Here is a 20,300-nt window from a genome sequence, read left to right on the forward strand (position 1 = left end):
GGCTGTCTTTTTTTGTGGCAGGTGACTGGGCTTATTGTCCATCATCGTAATAGCATGAGTTTTATTTGACTTCCTCCCGTCCCTAAAGTGAGGGGATTCCTACTGCTAGACGGTCAAGCCCGACCGCGACCTTTGTTAATACCATGATGCTCAGGTCTTATATAAACGCAACAAATCACAATATCTGCCACGCATCAAGGTAGAGCAATGGTATAATTGGGCGTATTTTCATTGTTAAAATAGTGACTTTTTTATGCAGTTTACGCTTCACAAAAACGCCAGCGGCACGACCCGCGCGCGTCGCGGCACGGTTCACCTCAATCATGGTGATGTTCAGACCCCTGCGTTTATGCCTGTTGGCACTTATGGTACGGTCAAAGGAATGCTGCCACGCGACATCGAATCAATTGGCGCAGACATCATTTTGGGCAATACGTTTCACTTGTGGTTACGTCCAGGCACTGAGGTCATCGACCAGTTTGGCGGACTGCATGAGTTTATCAACTGGGATAAGCCGATTTTGACCGATTCGGGCGGCTTTCAGGTCTTTAGCCTTGGCGCGATGCGCAAAATCACCGAAGACGGCGTGCATTTTAAATCACCGATTGATGGCGCAAAGGTGTTTTTGTCCCCCGAGAAGTCGATGCAAATTCAGTACAGTCTCAATTCCGACATCGTCATGCAGTTTGACGAATGTACGCCCTATCCTGCCACCTATAGCGAAGCCAAAACCTCACTAGAGTTGTCACTGCGTTGGGGACAGCGCTGCGTCGATGAACACAATAAATTGGGTAACACCAACGCATTATTTGGTATCGTACAAGGCAGCATGTACCCTGAACTGCGTCATCAGTCGCTAGAGGGACTGCTGGAGATTGGCTTTGATGGCTACGCTATCGGTGGTCTGTCGGTCGGTGAGCCAAAAGAAGAAATGATGGACGTGCTCGACTACTTGCCTGCGGCCATGCCAGCAGACAAACCACGCTACCTAATGGGTGTAGGTAAACCTGAAGATATCGTTGAAGCAGTACGCCGCGGCGTGGATATGTTCGACTGCGTCATGCCAACGCGTAATGCGCGTAACGGTCATTACTTCGTCACAGGCGACACCGACAATAAAGGCGTGGTGCGCATTCGTAACAGTCAATACCGCACGGACGAGCGCCCGCTTGACCCAGAGTGTGACTGCTATACCTGCCAAAACTTTAGCCGCGCGTACCTATATCACTTAAATAAGTGTAAAGAAATGCTGGGCGCGCAGCTTGCGACCATTCATAATCTGCGTTACTACCAGCGCTTGATGGCGGGTATCCGTGAAGCTATTGAAGAAGACCGCTTTGATGCGTTCGTGACTGAGTTTTATCAAAAACGTGGTCAAGACGTGCCTGAACTTAACTTGCATTAACATCTCGGGTGCAGTTGTACAGCGCCAGTTGTTAAACGTGAATAGTAAAGACAAAAAAGCCAGTGAGCATGCACCCACTGGCTTTTTTTATTACTGCGTCATGACCGCTTAGTGATGGTCATCGGACAATTCACTCATGGGAATGTCAGGGTGCTTTCTAAGATGCAAAATCGCTGCAATCAGACCGCCCCAAATCAGCAGCATTGAGATAATCATAAAAATAATTGCTGAAGTACTCATAATAAATCCTTAGTCATCTTTTACTCTGATTAATGACGGTCTTCGATTTGTGTGGTTTCGCTAACTTTGTCATCGTAGCGACCATGCATACGGGTCAAGATAAATGCGCCCAAGCCAAAGAATACCACAACGCCCCAACCGAATAATAATAAGATCAAGGTTGAATACCCTTCATATGGTTCTTGCACCAAGTCGATAAGCTTTAATACCAACGCCACCGTCAATACGGTCGGGGTAATGACAGTAAGCATAAACACCCATGCGCCGCCAAGTTTCACACTTGAGATACGGTTAACATGCGCCAACAAACCTGGAATTTGCTGACGGTTAAACCACATAATGGCCGCAATAGACATCAGGCCACCAGCGACGATACCGATATTGTTGGCAAAGTGATCGATAACATCGACCAACACCAGCGAGCTGCCTGTAGAGAATGCAGCGATTGAAATAACCGCGCATACGCCACCGATAACCGCCACTGCTTTTTTACGTGACCATGCAAACTTGTCTTGCACCGAAGAGATGGGCACCTCTAGGATACTGACTAGCGAACTGATACCTGCAACCACCAATGAGCCGAAGAATAAGAAGCCGACAAAGTCGCCACTTGCGCCCATGGTTGAGATGATTTTTGGAAATACGAAGAAAGCCAAGCCAACACCGCCGCTGGCCACTTCTGACACGTCTTGGCCTGTTGACATTGCCATAAAGCCAAGCGCAGCGAAGATACCGATACCCGCGATTAATTCAAATGACGAGTTGGCGAAACCGACAACCAAGCCTGCGCCTGTTAAGTTGGTGTTCTTTTTAAGGTATGAGGCATAGGTCACCATGATACCGAAACCAACCGATAATGAGAAAAACACATGGCCATAAGCCGCTAGCCAGACGTTCGGATCGGCCATTTTTTCCCAGTTGGGTTCAAAAAAGGCATTTAAGCCGATGCTTGCACCTGGCAAAGTGACTGCTTTAAAGACCATCATGCCAAACAAAACGATTAACAATGGGATACAGATTTTATTGGCAAGCTCGACACCTTTACGAATGCCGCCGAACATAATCAGCATCGCAACTGCCCAAACAATGACCAGACCGATAAACATCTGCGGTACAAACACAGAGGTCAAGTCGCCTGTATGATGAATAAAGTCGGTGACAAAAAAGTTGGTCGTATCCTCGCCCCATTTTTGCCCGAAAGAAAACAGCATATAGCTGCCTGCCCAGACGATAACGGCGGCATAATAAATAGCAATAACAAAGGATACCAATGTCTGCCACCAGCCAATAAACTGTCCTGACTTAACGACTTGTTTGTACGCACGTGGCGGCGCTGAACGGTACTTATGGCCAATGATGTAATCTAAAAACAATAATGGAATACCTGCGGTAAATATGGCAATCAGGTACGGCACCATAAATGCCCCACCACCATTGTCATAAGCCACATAAGGGAAACGCCAAATGTTCCCCAAACCTACGGCTGAGCCGATCGCGGCGACGATAAATCCAGTTCGACTGGACCAGTTCTCTCTTTGCTCTGCCATGCAACGCTCCTAAAATTTCAATAATAATTTTCTTTAAGGGGTCAAATTCATTCCATGACGAAGACAACGGCTTAAAGAAAATGCGTATTAGCGATAAGTTAAACTAAGTTACTAGAGTATAACGATATATAACTAGGAAGTTTCTGCTAAGTGTTATTAAAAGTCAAGTGACCATAAATGCAAAAAAGCCATAACGGTTCGTTATGGCTTAGAAAAACAATGAACGCTTGTTCTATTTATTTATAAAAATTACCCCGTATTAATCGACGAAAGTTGTTATATTAGCGCACAACCCCACGTTTGCTTTGCTGCAATGAATCAATCAATAACTGAATTTTTGGCTCTTTGGGCAGCATCTCATTTTCAAGGACAACCAGCGCTTCTTTGGTGGTCATGCCAGCACGAAAGATGGTGTTATACGCTTGACGCAAACTGTCGATGGTCTCTTTTGACCAACCCTTACGGCGCATACCCTCAATATTCAAACCGTGTACATGCGCGGGATTGCCCGATACCATCGTAAAGGCCGCAACGTCTTTTAAAATGAGGCTTGCGCCACCAACCAAGCTGTAATCATCGATACGACAAAATTGATGAATGCCTGAGTTGCCGCCAATAATGATGTGGTCGCCAATCGTGACATGGCCTGCCACGCCGACATTATTGGCAATAACATTGTGATTACCAATGACACAGTCATGTGCAATATGGGTATTCACCATCAACAAATTATGACTACCAATCTTGGTCAGACCTTTGTCTTGTGCCGTACCTCGGTGTAAGCTGCATGACTCGCGAATGTCATTATAATCACCAATCTCAAGCCACGTTGGCTCGTCATTGTATTTTAAATCTTGTGAATCTTCACCGATGCTCGCAAATTGATAAATCTGATTGTGCTTGCCGATGCGGGTCATTTTCGCCACCACCACATGCCGATGCAAAATAGTGTGAGCACCGATTGTCACGTCGTCGCCAACAATACAATAAGGGCCAATAACGGCAGTCTCATCAATCGTGGCAGAGGGTGAAATGAGTGCGGTAGGATGAATCTGACTCATAATGCAAACCTTTGGTCATTAATACAAATAAAGGATAAATCGCGCCAGTACTTCCATAGACATACTGGCGATATAAAGCAAGTTAAAACCATGACAGAAACGTACATCAATAAAGGACGATACCTGCCTGTTTAGACATAAAACACGACGAGTTTTTTAGACCCGCTATAATAACATAGGCGCACAATCTATTATCGTTATGCTGCCGACTTGTCTTGGCGGGCAATCATTACCTCAGCACTCGCTGCCATTTCATCGCCTACATGAACCGTACAGCTAAATTTATAGATACCACGTTTTTGCATCAATGTCTTAGCACGGACAGTCAACTGATCGCCTGGAATCACACGGCGCTTAAAGCGTACTTTGTCTACGCCAGCAAACAAGTACAGATAACCATCTTCTGAGGTCACACCTGCACTGATAAAGCCCAGCACACCAGACACCTGTGCCATCGCTTCGACCATTAATACCCCTGGCATAATAGGCTCATCAGGAAAATGCCCATTAAAAAATTCTTCATTAATGGTGACGTTTTTGATGCCTGTAATACTCTCGCCAGGTTTACAAGCAGTAATTTTATCCACCAACATAAACGGATAACGATGTGGCAAATAATGCTTGAGCGTATGATAAGTGAGCGGTAAAGTCAGACCTTGGTCAGATAAACTTTGGATATCTGCATCAGTTAAGGTCTCAAAATCGATCATGCTCATGGTTGAACTTCCTTGCTATATAGGGACTATTTTGTCTATTATTAATTAATAAGATAGACACGTTTTTTGTAAACACGCTAAGCGCGTCCAAGCTTACGAAACTGTACAGCAGCGCGGCGCCATTCTTTTGACGGCATCGCAACGGTACCTGAAGAATAAGAACCAGATTCTGTCAATGACTTGGTGACCATACTCATGCCTGAGATGGTGACGTCATCGGTGATAGTGATGTGCCCGTTGATGCCCACTGCACCACCAATGATACAGCGCTTACCAATCGTCGTACTGCCTGCAATACCTGTCTTTGCAGCAATCGCCGTACCATCGCCAATGCGCACATTGTGGGCGATTTGTACTAAATTATCAACAATCACATGATTACCAATGACGGTGTCATCAATTGCCCCACGATCTATACAGGTTTGGCTGCCAATACGCACATAGTCACCGATAATCACGCGGCCAAGCTGAGCAATGCGCTCCCAACCTTGGGTACTTGGGTCAGCACTTGGCGCAAAACCAAAGCCCTCAGCACCAATACTCGCGCCTGCGTGAATGCGCACATGAGCACCGAGTATGCAGTCATGCGCGATGGTCACATGAGCACCCAGTACTGTCCCCTCACCAATCTGTACGTCATCTTCAATACATACATGGGCAGCAAGCTGACTGCGTGCGCCAATCACGGCACCTGCACCGATTACACAATAAGCACCGATACTGATCGACTCACCAATCACTGCCGTTTCATCAATTACCGCTGTCGGATGGATGCTGGCGCTTTTATGACTTTTAGAAAACAACTGACTGGCACTGGCGTATGCCAAATAAGGATTGGGCACCACCAGTGCAATGCTGTCTTTTGGCACCTGATCCTGATAGCGCGCGGTAACCAATACACAGGCGGCTTTGGTGTCCTCTAACCTATTTGCATAACGCGGATCAGCCAAAAAACTCAACTGCCGCCTCGTTGCAGCACCCAAACTGCCGACACCATCAATCGCTGTCCTGCACGCAGGCTCGGTTATTTCGTCTTTGTTTAGTACCGTTTGTCGGGTCTCAATTTGGGTTATCAGCTGCGTTATCGTGGTCATAAGTCACATTTTTATCAGGGCTATGAATACAGCAATCGCCAAGTGAGTATACCAACTTGGCGATGCGAGAGGATTGGAACGATGATGTCAGATGATAGTCTTTAGAATGTGCTACCAATCTGGAACTGAACTTTTTCAGTCTCATCGCCTTCTTTATCATTAATAGGTACTGCATAACTCAATGAAATCGGACCAATCGGCGTGTACCATGTCACACCAGCGCCCGCACTGAATCGGAACTCATTATCTTGGGTCAGTAACGGAATGTCTGTAGCTTCGCCACTGATAGGATCTGTAAAGGTACGGTCTTCTTTATCAGTGGTATCAAAGACTTGGCCGCCTTCGGCGAATAATACAGGACGTACTTGATCTGCCCAGTCGCCTTTAAACGGCATGGGTAAAATCAGCTCAGCACCAAAACTGGCCAGTGCATTACCGCCAACTTCTTCTTCTGTAGCGATGGTATCGTCATCAATAGCATCGTAATAGCTTTTTGACTTAGGTCCTAGAGTTGAGGCTTCGTAGCCACGCACCGAGCCGTAGCCGCCTGCATAGAAGTTTTCATAAAACGGCAAGTCATTACCGTAACCAAGTTTAGCATAACCGCGAGCAATAAAGTCTTTATAGATTGGATAGTAGGCATTACCACGATAGGTCAGCTTTTGATAATTAGTATCACCAAAGCCTATGGTTGCGTCCACTTGGTGGCTCATACCCTTGGTTGGGAAGGTAGGACGGTCAAGGGTGCTGTAGTCCCAACCAAGTAATAGATTATAGGTCGTGTAGTCGTTTTTAAAGCCAAAACGCTCAATCTCGTTGCCCTCATCATCACGGTACTTTTCTGCGGTGCCGCCATCATCAATAATTTGCTGTACGTTTGAGATGCCTAAACGACGGCCACCACGGATTTCAGTATTGTCGATATTGATACCCGCACTTACGCGCTTGGTTTCATCTACAGGATAGCTGTATTTCAGCGTACCACCATAAGAATCGGTAACATAGTTACTCACGTTTCTGTCATCGTATTTGGTCTTACGATAATACGCGCTAACACCTTGAGCAACACCATTTTCGGTAAAGTACGGATCAGTATAGCCAAGGCTATAAGAATCACGCGTTTCTGAGCGCGATAGTGCTGCATTCACGCGATTGCCTGTACCCATAAAGTTGTTTTGTGTCAGATCAACTTGAAAGGTAACCCCGCCACTTTGCGAGTAACCTGCCGCTACCGTTGAGCTACCAGATGGCTGCTCTTCAACGGTATAGTTGACATCCACTTGATCGGGTTGGTTGGGGACAGGTTTGACATCGACTTTAACACTTTTGAAAAAACCTGTACGCATCAAACGCGCACGCGAGAGCTGAATTTTTTCATTAGACGAGAGCGATCCCTCAAGCTGACGCATCTCGCGGCGTAGCACTTCATCCTTGGTGCGGATATTGCCACTAAAATTAATACGACGCACATAAATAGGACGCGCAGGATCGATATAATAATCGACATCGACGACTTTGGTCTCATCGTTAATACGCGGTACAGGGCGTACTTGCGCTAAATAATAGCCTTCATTGCCGTAGCTGTTTTTTAATGCCGCTGTCGTGGCATCCAGCTCTGCTTGTGAGTAGGTTTTGTTTGGCGCAAAGGTGACAAGCTTTTGTAGCTCAGCGGTGTCTTTAATTGGACGACCTAAAAAGTTGACCTCACCAAACTTGTACTGCTCGCCTTCGGTCAAGCTGACTTCGATAAACACACTGCGCTTGTCTTCACTAATGTTAAGCACGGCATTGTCAACATTAAAACGCACATAGCCATCATTTTGGTACAATGCTTTTAGGTTTTCTAAGCTTGCCGCCAGCTTTTCTTGCGCGTAGCGATCAGACTTTGATAACAAGCGCGTCCATGACGCTTCTTTTACTGCAAAGACGTCTTTAATATCCTCATCACTAAAGTGCTCGTTGCCAATGACATTGATATCAACGACTTTGGCAGGCTTGCCTTCAATAAAGCGCACGTCAAGTTTGACACGGTTACCATCGAGTAGCGTTTGATCAACTTCGATATTACTGTTGTAGTAGCCTTGGCTGATGTATTGCTGCTGTAGCTCATTCGCCACGCCTTTCAAGGTCGCTTGCTTGAGCACCTGTCCAGCTGACAGACCTGCATTTTGTAGACCCGCCTCAAGACCTTCTTTTGGAATCAGTTTATTACCTTCAAAATTGACTTCAGCAATAATCGGGCGCTCAACCACATCAAAGCGCAACTGATTGCCTTCAATACGGCTTTGGATATTGGCAAAATTGTCCGTGGCGTATAGTGCTTTGATACTGGCAGCGAGGCTTGCATCCGTCACGGTGTCGCCAACACTGATAGGAAGAACGGGATACAGGCTATCGGGGGTAACACGCTGTAAACCATTAAATCCAATATCTGTCACCACAAAATCTGCTGCGTGGGCAGACATGCTCATCATCGCTACCATGACTGGCAGTCCCGCTGCACTCATAAATAAAGGCGTACGCATAAACACTATCCGTCAATAAAATTGCTTAAATAAAAATAAGGTTGGCTTTGGTTTCTGTCATCCCAAACCTAGGATTCAAGGATATGTTGACAGATAACACACACTCTATATAAAACGCATCATAAAATAAACTAAAAATCATCAATAGTATAGTGCGCCTATTTTATCCATTTCTGGACTAAGGAAGCATAGATAAAGCGCTTAGGCATTGATTTTAGCTACTTTGTATCGATTGCGTTGAATCTATAATTAAAACAGGCGACTGATATCATTACCAATCGCTAACACCATGAAACCTGCCAGTAAGAGTAAGCCGATGTTTAAGCCGACCATCTGTGCGTTTTCAGACACAGGGCGTCCGCGTATCAGCTCAATCAGATAGTACACCATGTGCCCACCGTCTAAGACAGGAATCGGCAATAAATTAAGCACCGCTAAGCTCAAACTGATTAAAGCTGCGGTTGAGAGTACTGTTTGCCAGCTGATCTCAAAGCTTTGCTTAGCGACTTTGGCAATAGTAATCGGTCCTGATAAATTCTCTAGACCAATCATACCTGAAATCATCTTGCCCATCGAATCGACCGTCATTACCGCCAGCTGCTCGGTCTTTTTAAATGACTGCACTAAGGCTGCGGCTGGATCATAAACGACCGTGGTCTTGTACGCATCAGGGACGACAATCTCTGAAGCTTCGACCATAGCACCGATTTGCCCGTACGCATTGCCCATCGTGTCTTTTTTACCTTGCGGCATAACTTCAAGGCGGACAGGCTTGCCATCGCGCATGACATCAAAAGTAAGCAAGGCTTCAGGATTGTCACGGATGATACGCGTCGCGCTAATCCAATCGTCAATCTTGTTGCCATTAATGCTCGTAATACGGTCGCCAACCTTTAGGCCTTGACGTTCAGCAGCGCCGCCTTCGCTTAACCCACCAATAATAGGTTCTATCGTCGGCTGCCATGGCAAAACGCCAAAGCTGCTGAGCGCATCTTTGCCATTATTGTGCTGCATAAAATCGCTAATCGGCGCCTGAAAGGTTTGCGTGTCACTGCCGCTTTGCCCCATGACGGTCACATTAATGTTGCCTGTCTCGCCCATACGTCCTGCCAGACGGTAATTAATCGCCTCCCACGTCTGCACGTCATGTCCATCAATCGCGACGACTTTATCCCCCACAGGCAGCTGAGCGATCGCCGCAGGAGTATCAGGTAGCACTTCACCAATATTGGTGGACAGCTGCTCTGATGGGGTCATAAACAGCACCCAAAATAAAAAAATCGCAATCACAAAATTCATGATTGGCCCTGCGGCGACGATGGCAATTTTCTTGAGCGGATGCTGACGATTAAAGGCCAAATGCAGCTCGTCGGCTGCCACCTCGCCTTCACGCTCATCGAGCATTTTGACATAACCACCCAAAGGCAGCGCCGAGATACGATAGTCGATACCGCTTTTTTTGCTGCGCCAGCCTGCAAGCTTGGGCCCAAAACCAATAGAATACGTCAGTACCTTAACGCCACACAGCCGTGCAACAATAAAGTGTCCCCACTCGTGCAAAGCGACCAATGGCCCAAGCACCAAAATAGCGGCCAGTAACGTCAATAAAAAAGTCATTGCTTTATCCTACGCGCGGCGCGTAAGCTGCGCTATCAGGTGTTGAGTATGCATGCGCACGCGCGCGTCCATTGCCAAGATGTCCTCAAGGCTTGCCTCTATGCGTGTACCAAATTCTGCTGTGCCATAGCTTAACGCTTGCTCGTTGATATCAGCGATATCTGTCAAGCGAATCTGCTCTGCCAAAAAGGCCTCAACGGCAATTTCATTAGCCGCGTTTAAGGTAATGGTCGCAGGCATGCCCGCTTGCATGGCTTGACGCGCTAGGCGCAGACAGGCGAACTTTTGCAAATCAGGCTTGATAAAAGACAAATCGCTCATCTCGTACAAATCAAGCGGCACCACCCCACTCTCTATCCGCTCAGGGTAGCTGAGCGCATGCGCAATGGGCGTCTTCATATCAGGCATGCCCATTTGCGCTAGAACACTACCATCATTATACGCCACCATTGAGTGAATAATACTCTGCGGATGGATAACGACCGAAATTTTATCTTCTGGCAAATTAAACAAGTGGCACGCCTCAATCAGCTCAAGCCCCTTATTCATCATGGTCGCCGAATCGACAGAAATCTTTTGTCCCATAGACCAGTTGGGGTGCTTAACCGCCTCGGCCACACCTGCCTGCTGCATTTGCTCAAAAGATTTATGTAAAAAAGGGCCGCCCGATGCAGTCAGCCACAGATTACGGATGCCATGTTTACTGTCATGAATGTGCGTACGCGATTGTTGCACATCTAACGGTAAGCATTGAAAGATAGCATTGTGCTCAGAATCAATCGGTAATAAGGTGGCACCACTGTTCGCTACGGCGTCCATCATGACCTGACCTGCCATGACCAAAGCTTCTTTATTAGCGAGCAAAATGCGCTTGCCTGCACGCGCCGCAGCTAACGTTGAGGGCAAGCCTGCCGCACCGACAATCGCGGCAACGACAGTATCAACTTCACTGTCCGTAGCAATGTCATTTAACCCTTCATCACCACCAACCACATCAATGGACAACCCAGCCGCTTGCAAACGTATGGCAAACCCGTCTACAGACGCGCTTGGTACGGCAACGCGAGTCGGACGAAAGCGCTCGCATAGCGCGAATAATTTGTCTAAACGCTGATGCCCAGAGAGCGCATAAACCTCAAAGTTGTGCTCCGCCATGGCTAAGATAGCTAAAGTACTGTCACCGATTGAGCCCGTCGCGCCGAGTACGGCAATACGTTGCCTTGTCATTATGTTTGCCTATGTGTGGGAGGAACGCAGCACATCTACGTGTCCTATAAAAATAAAATATGCGTACGATGCATTGACATCAGGATAAACGATGCCATGAAAATCTTAGCTTAAGAGACCATCCAGCCCATATGTAATAACCCCCAAAAGCCAAAGGCAAAAACGGGCGTGGCAGACAATAAGGAGTCAATACGGTCTAAAATACCGCCGTGACCTGGCAGTATCGTGCCTGAGTCTTTAATACCAGCACGGCGTTTTAGCATGGATTCGAACAAATCGCCGAGTACCGATACCAAAATGGTCACCGCCGATAGCGCGACAAATGCTGCAAGGGCGCTGCCTGTCAGCTCAAGCTTATAAATGCTGATATAGCCGACGACCAACAACCCTGTGACCAGCCCGCCCAGCAAACCCTCAACGCTCTTGTTGGGCGATACGCTGGGCGCCATCTTTCGGCGACCCAATTTGCGCCCCACAAAATAGGCGCCACTATCGGCACACCATACCAGCAAGAACACATACATTAGCCACCAAGGCGACTGCTGCCAAAGATAGAACATCGCCGTAATGGCTGCAGTCAATACAATCACCCCGATTGCAGCCAAATGTTTGCCGTACCAGCGTTCGGTACGCTCAGGAAAGCTGCCGACCCAAAACATGGCCATCAGCCAAATAGCTAGCGAAGCAACCCACCAGCCGACCCACAACATATCTGCCCATAAAGCAACAATAACAATCACGGCCTCTAGCAGAACAAAGCGTATGGTCATCCGCCATTTGGGCATTAGCTTTGTCCACTCATACGCGCCAATGACAGCCCCTATAAACAGAAGTGGGGCAAACAATACGGCGGATTGACTGGCAAACAGCGCAATACCAACGATAATAATAAGGACGATTGCTGTCTTAATCCGTTGCCACATAGTGAGTTAACCTTATTATTTCATGTTCTATTATTATAAAAAGACATTGTTGTAAAAGGCTTTCCTTGCCCTTAGTCGTGTTTGTTATACAACAGGCGGTGTTTGCTGCGCGTCGACTTGTTCACTGGTTTTGCCAAAGCGGCGCTGACGTTTAGAGAAGTCATCGAACATACGCTCAAGCTCAGTGGGGGTAAATTCAGGCCATAGCGTATCGGTAAAGAACAGCTCCGCATACGCTGATTGCCACAGTAAAAAATTAGAAATGCGGTATTCACCACCTGTACGAATCAGCATGTCTACCGCTGGCACATCCGCCAACTGCACCTGTGCACCCAAACGCTCAGCAGTAATATCAGCCGTGTCGAGGTTGCCTGCCTGCACCTGCTCAGCCAGTATCCTTGCCGCATTGGCAATATCCCACTGACCGCCGTAGCTGATTGCAATAACCAACGTCATCGCTTCAAAATCTGCCGTCTCTCTCTCTGCATCGGCCATTTTTGCTTGTAGTGCGTCATCCAATTGAGTGCGCTCACCGATAAAGCGCAAACGGATACGGTGCTTATGCATACGTGGCATTTGCTCATCAATGGTCAATGACAACAGCTGCATCAACAAATTAACTTCGTGCTCAGGGCGCTGCCAGTTCTCGCTAGAAAAGGCAAAAACGGTCAGCACTTTGACCCCTGATGCCAAGCAATGCTCTACAATCGGGTCTAATGCACGCTTGCCTTCAATATGCCCCTCGCCTTTGCCAAGACCTTGGGCTTTGCCATAGCGGTTATTGCCATCCATAATGACGGCGATATGTTGTGGCAACACACGGCTGCTGGTTGCAATAGACGTAGACATAAAACACACTGCTTATAATAAAAAAGAGAAATGGTCGACGTACGGTTTTAGAATAATAATGCAATAACGCAAATAGCTATTTTTGCCAATACTCTTATCTATGGCCGCTATCAGCGCATCCGTACGGCCTTTGACACAATGAACGCTAAAAAAGCAGCCGCTGCATTATATTAAAATGCAGCAGACTGCTGGATGAACGTTTATACCGCCATCAGTTCGGTTTCTTTACTTTCAAGTTTCTTGTCGATAGCATCGATAAACTTGTCCGTGATTTTCTGAATATCATCACTTGCGCGGCGCTCGTCATCCTCAGAAATCTCTTTTTCTTTTGCCAAGTCTTTGATGTCATTCATCATATCGCGGCGGACGTTACGCACAGACACGCGACTGTTTTCAGCTTCCGCGCGCGCCAGTTTTTGCATATCGCGGCGCGTCTCTTCAGTCAATGCTGGCATCGGCACACGAATCACATCGGCAGTCATCGGGTTTAGACCCAAATCAGCTTCACGAATCGCTTTGTCTACAGCTTGCACCATGCTGCGGTCAAACGGCTGTACCAATAGCGTGCGCGAGTCTTCGACGTTGACGCTGGCAACTTGGTTAAGCGGCGTGTCTGCACCATAGTAGCTGACGGTGACGCTTGATAGCATACCAGGGTGCGCGCGGCCTGTACGTACTTTGCTAAACGTATTGTCCAGTGCTTCTAGGGTTTTTTGCATACGGGCTTCGCCGTCTTGCTTAATCTCTTTAATCATAATCTTGTCCTTATTTTTTTGATAAAGCCACAGGCTATTATTGCGACTTATTGGGATGAAGAAAAGGCGTATCGATACTTAATGATAAACGTGTGTGCCTTCATTATCACCCATCACGACATTTAATAGCGCATTGGGTTTGGTCATGTCAAACACTTGTAATGGCACGTTGTGCTCGCGGCATAAAGCAATGGCGGTCAAATCCATCACGCCAAGCTTTTGCTCTAATACTTCATCAAAGGTCAGGCCGTCGTACTTTTTGGCATCGTCATGTAGGCTTGGGTCTTTGTCATAAACGCCATCGACTTTAGTGGCTTTTAGGATGATGCCCGCTTCGATTTCGATACCACGTAGGCATGCGGCAGTGTCAGTGGTAAAGAATGGGTTGCCTGTACCTGCCACAAAGATGCACACTTCGTTATTTTTTAGATAGCGGATAGCATTACGGCTGCTGTAGCTTTCAGTCACTTCACCGATAGGCAGCGCTGACATCAGGCGCGTTTTGATGTTGCGGCGCTCTAGCGCGTCACGCATGGCAAGACCGTTCATGACGGTTGCAAGCATGCCCATTTGGTCGCCTGTGACGCGTCCGACCAGACCTTCTTTTTGTAGCTGTGCGCCGCGGTATAGGTTGCCGCCGCCGACCACGATACCGACTTGAACGCCAAGGCCGCGCAAGTGGGCGATAGATAGACTCATTTTATCAAGTACGTCACTGTCAATACCCATGTCTCGGCTGCCTGCAAGGGCTTCGCCTGAGAGCTTGAGCAAAATACGCGAGTAACGAGGATTTTTGTCCGACATAAGGGCACCTTTGTTGTTAAGCTATCATGAAACTTCAAACCGTTTAGCGGCACAGCCCACCGTTCGATGGGCTAAATTGCGCTAATTGTAGCAAAAACCATTTGCTTTTGGGCAATTTTCCCGCTTACTTACCAGCCACAGCGGGCTGATAACTGGCGAATAAATCATACTCGCTGGCGTCATCAATGGTGACGGTTAAGAACTGACCGACCTTGACCGCTGGGGTAATCTCATCGACATAGACATGACCATCAATCTCAGGCGCGTCGGCGTAGCTGCGGCAAATGGCGATGTTTTCTTCTGCGTCAATCTCATCGACCAATACAGTCATGGTTTTGCCGATTTTTTCTTGCAGCTTTTGCGCGCTGATTTCTTGCTGCACGGCCATGAGGCGCTCGTAACGGTCTTGCTTGACGTCTTCGGGCACATGATTTGGCAAGTCGTTTGCCACCGCGCCTTCGACTTCTGAATATGTAAAGCAACCCACGCGGTCAAGGCGCGCTTTTTTGAGCCAGTCGAGTAGGATTTCAAAGTCTTCTTCGGTCTCGCCTGGGAAGCCAACGACAAAGGTAGAGCGAATCGCAATGTCTGGGCAAATGGCGCGCCATGCGTTGATACGCTCTAAGGTGTTTTCGCTGTGCGCGGGGCGTTTCATGGCTTTAAGCACGCTTTTGCTGGCATGCTGGAATGGAATATCCAAGTACGGTAGCAGCTTTTGCTCACTCATCAGCTCGACCACTTTGTCGACGTGCGGGTACGGATAGACGTAATGCAGACGCACCCAGATACCAAGCTGGTTTAATGCTTTGCACAGGTCATAAAATTTGGATTTAATCGGCATGCCGTTCCAAAAGCTGGTCTTATATTTTAAGTCCAGACCATAGGCGGAGGTGTCTTGCGAGATAATCAGCAGCTCTTTGACACCCGCTTTTTTTAGCGCCGCAGCTTCAGTCATCACCTCATCAATCGGACGTGAGACGAGGTCGCCGCGCAAGCTTGGGATAATACAAAAGGTGCAGCGGTGGTTACAGCCTTCAGAGATTTTAAGATAGGCATAATGATTGGGCGTTAATTTAATGCCCGCATCATTAATCAGGTCGATTTTTGGGTCATAGCTTTTATTGTCTTGTACGGGCTTTGGCACATGGTGCGAGACGGCGGTAATCACTTCGTCATACGCGTGCGCGCCTGTCACCGCAAGGACGGATGGGTGCATGTCACGGATTTTGTCCGCATCTTTACCAAGGCAGCCTGTAACGATAACTTTGCCATTTTTGTTAATGGCTTCGCCAATGGCGTCGAGCGACTCTTGTACCGCTGACTCAATAAAGCCGCAGGTATTGACGACAACCAAATCTGCGCCGTCATAGTCGCTGGCGACTTGATAACCATCACGGCTTAGCTCAGTGATGATACGCTCGCTATCAACCAATGCCTTTGGGCAACCAAGGGATACAAAACCAATCTTGGCACCTGCGCTTCTGACAGGTGCGGCGGCATTTTGACTGCTGTCATGACTGTCGCTGATGCTGCGGTTTTGGTTATGATTGGCTTTGTGGTGATAGGGCTCAGCACTTGGGGTGGCGCTGTTGGGTGTGTATTGTTGTACCGCATCGGTAGCTGGCGGGTTTTGGCTGGCGGTTGTCTGAGTGACAGACTGACTTAAAATCTTTGTCATGGCTGACCTTGCTTACGATAAATGGGCTGGTCGCATTGTACGTTTTTTTTGCCTTAATCACCAGTTTTGCGGTGCTAATGCCTTGATTTGTGGTTAAATATCATTTTGAGCGTGTTATTGCACGCCCAAAAACGCATGAGGATAACAAAAAATAGGACAAAACGATGCGCCAAGCCGCCACCGATAGCCATACAGACACGGATGCACCTGACTTTGCTTTTATCAACCAGCATTTATTTACCGCGATTTTATGGGTCGATAGTGACTTGACCATTAAATGGATCAATACGCAAGCGGAGCAGCTGCTTGCCATCAGTCGCGGACGTTTACTGCATCAATCTATTTTAACCTTGCTGACCGCCCGCCTGCCGTATGACAAGAGCGCGCCCATCCCCCCTGAAAATGACAGCGCGCATTTACTGGCTGAGCGCTTTGCCCAAGCCACGCAGTATCAGCAGCCATTTATTGACCACGACCATGTGATTGAGATCAACAGCACAGCGATGGTTTCGGTCGATTACAGCGTGACACCCACCCGCTATCAAGACCAAGACTGCTTTTTAATTGAAATGTGGGGCAAAGACCGTCAAAGCCGTATTGCAGGCGCGCAAGAAAAACAACAACAGTATGCGGTTGCACGGCATATGTTACGCAGCGTCGCGCACGAGGTAAAAAATCCTTTGGCAGGCATTCGCGGTGCGGCGCAGCTGCTCGCACGGCAATATCAAAAGCTGTCTCAAACGGCCGATGATAGCGTCAGCCCACTCGCGCAAACCTCACAAAAACTGCTGGGTTATACCGATATCATCATCTCTGAGACTGACCGTTTAACGCAACTGATTGGGCAAATGCTTGGCTCGTCACGGCTTCCTGACTGGCAGCCTTTAAATATCCATGAGCCACTTGAGCATGTTTTAACCTTAAGCGCAGGACAGTACCCAAGCGTCAGCGTGCATCGTGATTATGACTTATCACTGCCTGAAATGATTGCTGATAAAGACCAGCTGATACAAGTATTTTTAAATCTTATTAATAATGCCTGTGAGTCGATGAGCGAGTATCAAGCCAGCTTGGGTGATGACCACGACTATAAGATGCATCTATACATCCAAACGCGGGTGGCGTTTCAGCACACGATTGGCAATCAGCAGCATCGACAAGTTTTACAAGTGAGTATTGTCGATAATGGCGCAGGCATTGCGCCTGAGATGCTCGGACAAATCTTTTTTCCGATGGTCACGAGTCGTGCCCAAGGTACAGGCTTGGGATTGTCCATTGTGCAAGATATTATCAGCGGGCATCATGGTATGATTGAGGTTGACTCCACGGCTGGGCGCACGTGCTTCACGCTGTATTTGCCGTTTTGCCAGCCACATCGCTATACCGAAGCGTCCGCAGCACACTAAAGCGTTTGGATAAATACCGCGCTGATTTTTTACGTTACTTTTTTTGCCTTATATTTGTTGTTTATTTGCGTTAACTTTGCGTTTAAGAGGGTTTTGTATGACTGACAATCTTGCCACTGCCGATACCACACGTCATACGCCATCAAGGCTGTGGCTCATTGATGATGATGCTGCACTGCGTTTGATATTGGCAGATACGTTTATGGATGCAGGATTAGAGGTCATTCGTTTTACTCAAGCGCAGGCGGCGTGGTTACGTCTGAATGATATTTTGGCAGGACAGGCATCCAAAGAGACGTTGCCCGATGTGATTTTGACCGATATTCGTATGCCGCTGATGGATGGCCTGTCGTTCAGTGATTGGGTGCATGAGCATTTTCCTGAGCTGCCCGTCATTATTATGACCGCGCATTCAGATTTGTCTTCGGCCATTAACAGCTATCAGACAGGCGCGTTTGATTATCTGCCAAAGCCGTTTGACTTAGATGACGCAGTAGCGCTGGTGGATAAAGCGATTGCCCAAGGGATGCGCACACAGCCAAGCACAAACCTTTTGACAAACGAAGCGCCCGATACTGCGTCCACCGCAATCGATGATAATCAAAAAGAGCAAACGCCAAAAACACCGCCTAAACCTGTCAGTACGCCAAAACCATCCAAACCAATAGATGACGCCGCAGTCGACACGGCGAGTGATACTGATGGCGAGACTCAGTCACCGACAGGCATCATCGGGCAATCGCAAGCGATGCAAACGGTGTTTCGCGCTATTGGTCGCTTAGCGTACTCACCCATTACCGTTTTGATTACGGGTGAGTCAGGCACAGGTAAAGAGCTGGTCGCCAGTGCGCTACATGAGCACTCCCCCCGTCATGATGCGCCATTTATTGCACTGAATATGGCAGCCATTCCGCATGATTTGATTGAGTCTGAGCTGTTTGGACATGAAAAAGGCGCATTTACAGGCGCGACCACCCAGCGGCAAGGGCGCTTTGAGCAAGCCAATGGCGGTACGTTGTTTTTGGATGAAATCGGCGATATGCCATTTAGTACGCAAACACGCTTGTTGCGGGTACTTGCCAATGGCGAGTTTTACCGTGTTGGCGGCAGGCTGCCTGTCAAAGTTGATGTGCGCATCATCGCCGCTACCCATCAAAACCTAGAGCAACTGGTCAAAAAAGGCACGTTTCGCGAAGACTTATTTTATCGCCTGAACGTCATCCGTCTACCCCTGCCACCGCTGCGCGCGCGCCCTGAAGATATTCCTGCACTGAGTCACTATTTTTTACAGCAGGCAGGCAAGCAGATGAACACTAAGGTCAAAGCCCTACATCACGACGCGCTCGCCATTATGCAAGCCTTTGATTGGCGCGGCAATGTGCGCCAGCTCGAAAACGTCTGCCTATGGCTGACGGTCATGGCGACAGGCGATACGATTTTGGCAGAGGATTTGCCGCCTGAGTTACAAGCGGCTGTTAATAATCAAGCAACGTCACACGACGAGCCTGCAACCATTGCGAGCGATATTCATCAGCGCCCTGAACCCTTTATCCCAGCTAACAGCGCACCCGTATCCCCCCAAAGTATCTCTAGCACGTTGCCGCATAATTCGACCAACTGGCAGCAGCCATTACGTGCTTGGGCGACCGCTGCCCTTGCCGCTGGACAGACCGATATTTTGCAAGCCGCCACGCCTGAATTTGAACACGTCCTGCTCACTGCGGCGCTTGAACACAGCGATGGCAAAAAAATCGCTGCCGCCAAGCTGCTTGGCTGGGGACGCAACACCCTAACACGCAAACTACAGCAGTTCGAAGCCGATGACATGCCACAAAGCGAGGATTAAAGTATAAAATGGTCAAAAAATAAGCCATTAAAATCAACTACTTTTATAATCCCTATAAAAAGATGGAAAAAAAGTGCAAAAAAGGCTTGCCAAACAAAGCAAACTCTATATAATAGCCAACCACTGAGACGCACTACCGAATCAGTTGTTCTTCATTAAGATATTTGCATTCAAATATATTTAATGATAGAGTAGCGAAAATTGGGGCTGTGGCGGAATTGGTAGACGCACCAGATTTAGGTTCTGGCGCCGCGAGGTGTGAGAGTTCGAGTCTCTCCAGCCCCACCAATTTTCGGATAGTGATTTAACTGTCTCATACTGCATACTAAGCCTGCTCACTTAAGCAGGTTTTTTTAATCAAACATCGCTGATGTCATCACATACTAAGTGTGGCGTAATATCGGGGCTGTGGCGGAATTGGTAGACGCACCAGATTTAGGTTCTGGCGCCGCGAGGTGTGAGAGTTCGAGTCTCTCCAGCCCCACCATTATTTAGCGATTTGATTATCAAACACAGGGTATGCAACTAAATAAGCCTGCTTGTTAGCAGGTTTTTTTGTGCCTGCTGGTTTTGTTATTCGCTACAGCCTATCTTTTTGTTCTGCTTC

The 20,300-nt window shown here is 47.8% G+C and carries 16 protein-coding genes and 2 tRNA genes; 5 read left to right on the plus strand and 13 right to left on the minus strand.

Annotated features, from left to right (window positions below; genetic code table 11):
* Positions 1-253 precede the first annotated feature (253 nt).
* Positions 254-1,405, plus strand: a complete 1,152-nt coding sequence (gene tgt, locus JIE71_RS02400; protein WP_199507128.1) for a tRNA guanosine(34) transglycosylase Tgt — start codon at positions 254-256, stop codon at positions 1,403-1,405.
* A 108-nt stretch (positions 1,406-1,513) separates the two neighbouring features.
* Here tgt and JIE71_RS02405 read toward each other — a convergent pair whose 3' ends face one another.
* From JIE71_RS02405 to rimO, 13 genes are all read right to left on the minus strand, one after another.
* Entirely contained in the window at positions 1,514-1,645 is a 132-nt protein-coding gene (locus JIE71_RS02405) for a methionine/alanine import family NSS transporter small subunit (RefSeq protein WP_199507129.1), read from the minus strand.
* A gap of 29 nt (positions 1,646-1,674) precedes the next feature.
* Positions 1,675-3,192: a sodium-dependent transporter gene (locus tag JIE71_RS02410; RefSeq protein WP_199507130.1), complete on the minus strand. Its 1,518-nt coding sequence runs from the start codon at positions 3,190-3,192 to the stop codon at positions 1,675-1,677.
* A gap of 281 nt (positions 3,193-3,473) precedes the next feature.
* Positions 3,474-4,253, minus strand: coding sequence for an acyl-ACP--UDP-N-acetylglucosamine O-acyltransferase (gene lpxA, locus JIE71_RS02415; RefSeq protein WP_199507131.1), 780 nt, complete (start codon positions 4,251-4,253; stop codon positions 3,474-3,476).
* Positions 4,254-4,450: 197 nt separating this feature from the next.
* Positions 4,451-4,969 carry a 3-hydroxyacyl-ACP dehydratase FabZ gene (gene fabZ / locus JIE71_RS02420; protein WP_199507132.1) on the minus strand — a complete coding sequence of 173 codons (519 nt, stop codon included), beginning with the start codon at positions 4,967-4,969 and terminating at the stop codon, positions 4,451-4,453.
* A 77-nt stretch (positions 4,970-5,046) separates the two neighbouring features.
* Complete coding sequence (gene lpxD, locus JIE71_RS02425) at positions 5,047-6,063, minus strand: UDP-3-O-(3-hydroxymyristoyl)glucosamine N-acyltransferase (RefSeq protein ID WP_199507133.1); 1,017 nt, start codon at positions 6,061-6,063, stop codon at positions 5,047-5,049.
* 101 nt (positions 6,064-6,164) lie between these two features.
* The gene (gene bamA / locus JIE71_RS02430) at positions 6,165-8,588 is read right to left on the minus strand and encodes an outer membrane protein assembly factor BamA (RefSeq protein WP_199507134.1); all 2,424 of its coding nucleotides are present in this window, start codon (positions 8,586-8,588) and stop codon (positions 6,165-6,167) included.
* Between the two features lie 249 nt (positions 8,589-8,837).
* Positions 8,838-10,205: an RIP metalloprotease RseP gene (gene rseP / locus JIE71_RS02435; protein ID WP_199507135.1), complete on the minus strand. Its 1,368-nt coding sequence runs from the start codon at positions 10,203-10,205 to the stop codon at positions 8,838-8,840.
* A 9-nt stretch (positions 10,206-10,214) separates the two neighbouring features.
* The gene (ispC, locus tag JIE71_RS02440; protein WP_199507136.1) at positions 10,215-11,432 is read right to left on the minus strand and encodes a 1-deoxy-D-xylulose-5-phosphate reductoisomerase; all 1,218 of its coding nucleotides are present in this window, start codon (positions 11,430-11,432) and stop codon (positions 10,215-10,217) included.
* Between the two features lie 110 nt (positions 11,433-11,542).
* Positions 11,543-12,355: a phosphatidate cytidylyltransferase gene (locus tag JIE71_RS02445; protein ID WP_199507137.1), complete on the minus strand. Its 813-nt coding sequence runs from the start codon at positions 12,353-12,355 to the stop codon at positions 11,543-11,545.
* A gap of 84 nt (positions 12,356-12,439) precedes the next feature.
* Complete coding sequence (uppS, locus tag JIE71_RS02450) at positions 12,440-13,204, minus strand: polyprenyl diphosphate synthase (protein ID WP_199507138.1); 765 nt, start codon at positions 13,202-13,204, stop codon at positions 12,440-12,442.
* 200 nt (positions 13,205-13,404) lie between these two features.
* Positions 13,405-13,959: a ribosome recycling factor gene (gene frr / locus JIE71_RS02455; RefSeq protein WP_199507139.1), complete on the minus strand. Its 555-nt coding sequence runs from the start codon at positions 13,957-13,959 to the stop codon at positions 13,405-13,407.
* Positions 13,960-14,037: 78 nt separating this feature from the next.
* Complete coding sequence (gene pyrH / locus JIE71_RS02460; RefSeq protein ID WP_199507140.1) at positions 14,038-14,763, minus strand: UMP kinase; 726 nt, start codon at positions 14,761-14,763, stop codon at positions 14,038-14,040.
* A gap of 124 nt (positions 14,764-14,887) precedes the next feature.
* A complete protein-coding gene (gene rimO / locus JIE71_RS02465) occupies positions 14,888-16,441 on the minus strand; it encodes a 30S ribosomal protein S12 methylthiotransferase RimO (protein WP_206767380.1) in 1,554 nt (517 codons plus the stop codon).
* A 164-nt stretch (positions 16,442-16,605) separates the two neighbouring features.
* Between rimO and JIE71_RS02470 the strand changes: the two genes are divergently transcribed.
* From JIE71_RS02470 to JIE71_RS02485, 4 genes are all read left to right on the plus strand, one after another.
* Complete coding sequence (locus JIE71_RS02470) at positions 16,606-17,847, plus strand: two-component system sensor histidine kinase NtrB (RefSeq protein WP_199507141.1); 1,242 nt, start codon at positions 16,606-16,608, stop codon at positions 17,845-17,847.
* 97 nt (positions 17,848-17,944) lie between these two features.
* The gene (locus JIE71_RS02475) at positions 17,945-19,693 is read left to right on the plus strand and encodes a sigma 54-interacting transcriptional regulator (RefSeq protein WP_199507142.1); all 1,749 of its coding nucleotides are present in this window, start codon (positions 17,945-17,947) and stop codon (positions 19,691-19,693) included.
* A gap of 203 nt (positions 19,694-19,896) precedes the next feature.
* Positions 19,897-19,981 (plus strand) — tRNA-Leu (locus JIE71_RS02480).
* A 114-nt stretch (positions 19,982-20,095) separates the two neighbouring features.
* A tRNA-Leu gene (locus JIE71_RS02485) sits at positions 20,096-20,180 on the plus strand.
* The last annotated feature ends 120 nt before the right edge of the window (positions 20,181-20,300 follow it).

The sequence above is a fragment of the Psychrobacter sp. bablab_jr014 genome (assembly GCF_016464015.1).
Lineage (GTDB): Bacteria > Pseudomonadota > Gammaproteobacteria > Pseudomonadales > Moraxellaceae > Psychrobacter.

Bases quoted from the DNA above. Each gene is read 5' to 3' on its own strand.
- tgt (WP_199507128.1), top strand. From the start codon at position 254: ATGCAGTTTACGCTTCACAAAAACGCCAGCGGCACGACCCGCGCGCGT.
- JIE71_RS02405 (WP_199507129.1), bottom strand. From the start codon at position 1,645: ATGAGTACTTCAGCAATTATTTTTATGATTATCTCAATGCTGCTGATT.
- JIE71_RS02410 (WP_199507130.1), bottom strand. From the start codon at position 3,192: ATGGCAGAGCAAAGAGAGAACTGGTCCAGTCGAACTGGATTTATCGTC.
- lpxA (WP_199507131.1), bottom strand. From the start codon at position 4,253: ATGAGTCAGATTCATCCTACCGCACTCATTTCACCCTCTGCCACGATT.
- fabZ (WP_199507132.1), bottom strand. From the start codon at position 4,969: ATGAGCATGATCGATTTTGAGACCTTAACTGATGCAGATATCCAAAGT.
- lpxD (WP_199507133.1), bottom strand. From the start codon at position 6,063: ATGACCACGATAACGCAGCTGATAACCCAAATTGAGACCCGACAAACG.
- bamA (WP_199507134.1), bottom strand. From the start codon at position 8,588: ATGCGTACGCCTTTATTTATGAGTGCAGCGGGACTGCCAGTCATGGTA.
- rseP (WP_199507135.1), bottom strand. From the start codon at position 10,205: ATGACTTTTTTATTGACGTTACTGGCCGCTATTTTGGTGCTTGGGCCA.
- ispC (WP_199507136.1), bottom strand. From the start codon at position 11,432: ATGACAAGGCAACGTATTGCCGTACTCGGCGCGACGGGCTCAATCGGT.
- JIE71_RS02445 (WP_199507137.1), bottom strand. From the start codon at position 12,355: ATGTGGCAACGGATTAAGACAGCAATCGTCCTTATTATTATCGTTGGT.
- uppS (WP_199507138.1), bottom strand. From the start codon at position 13,204: ATGTCTACGTCTATTGCAACCAGCAGCCGTGTGTTGCCACAACATATC.
- frr (WP_199507139.1), bottom strand. From the start codon at position 13,959: ATGATTAAAGAGATTAAGCAAGACGGCGAAGCCCGTATGCAAAAAACC.
- pyrH (WP_199507140.1), bottom strand. From the start codon at position 14,763: ATGTCGGACAAAAATCCTCGTTACTCGCGTATTTTGCTCAAGCTCTCA.
- rimO (WP_206767380.1), bottom strand. From the start codon at position 16,441: ATGACAAAGATTTTAAGTCAGTCTGTCACTCAGACAACCGCCAGCCAA.
- JIE71_RS02470 (WP_199507141.1), top strand. From the start codon at position 16,606: ATGCGCCAAGCCGCCACCGATAGCCATACAGACACGGATGCACCTGAC.
- JIE71_RS02475 (WP_199507142.1), top strand. From the start codon at position 17,945: ATGACTGACAATCTTGCCACTGCCGATACCACACGTCATACGCCATCA.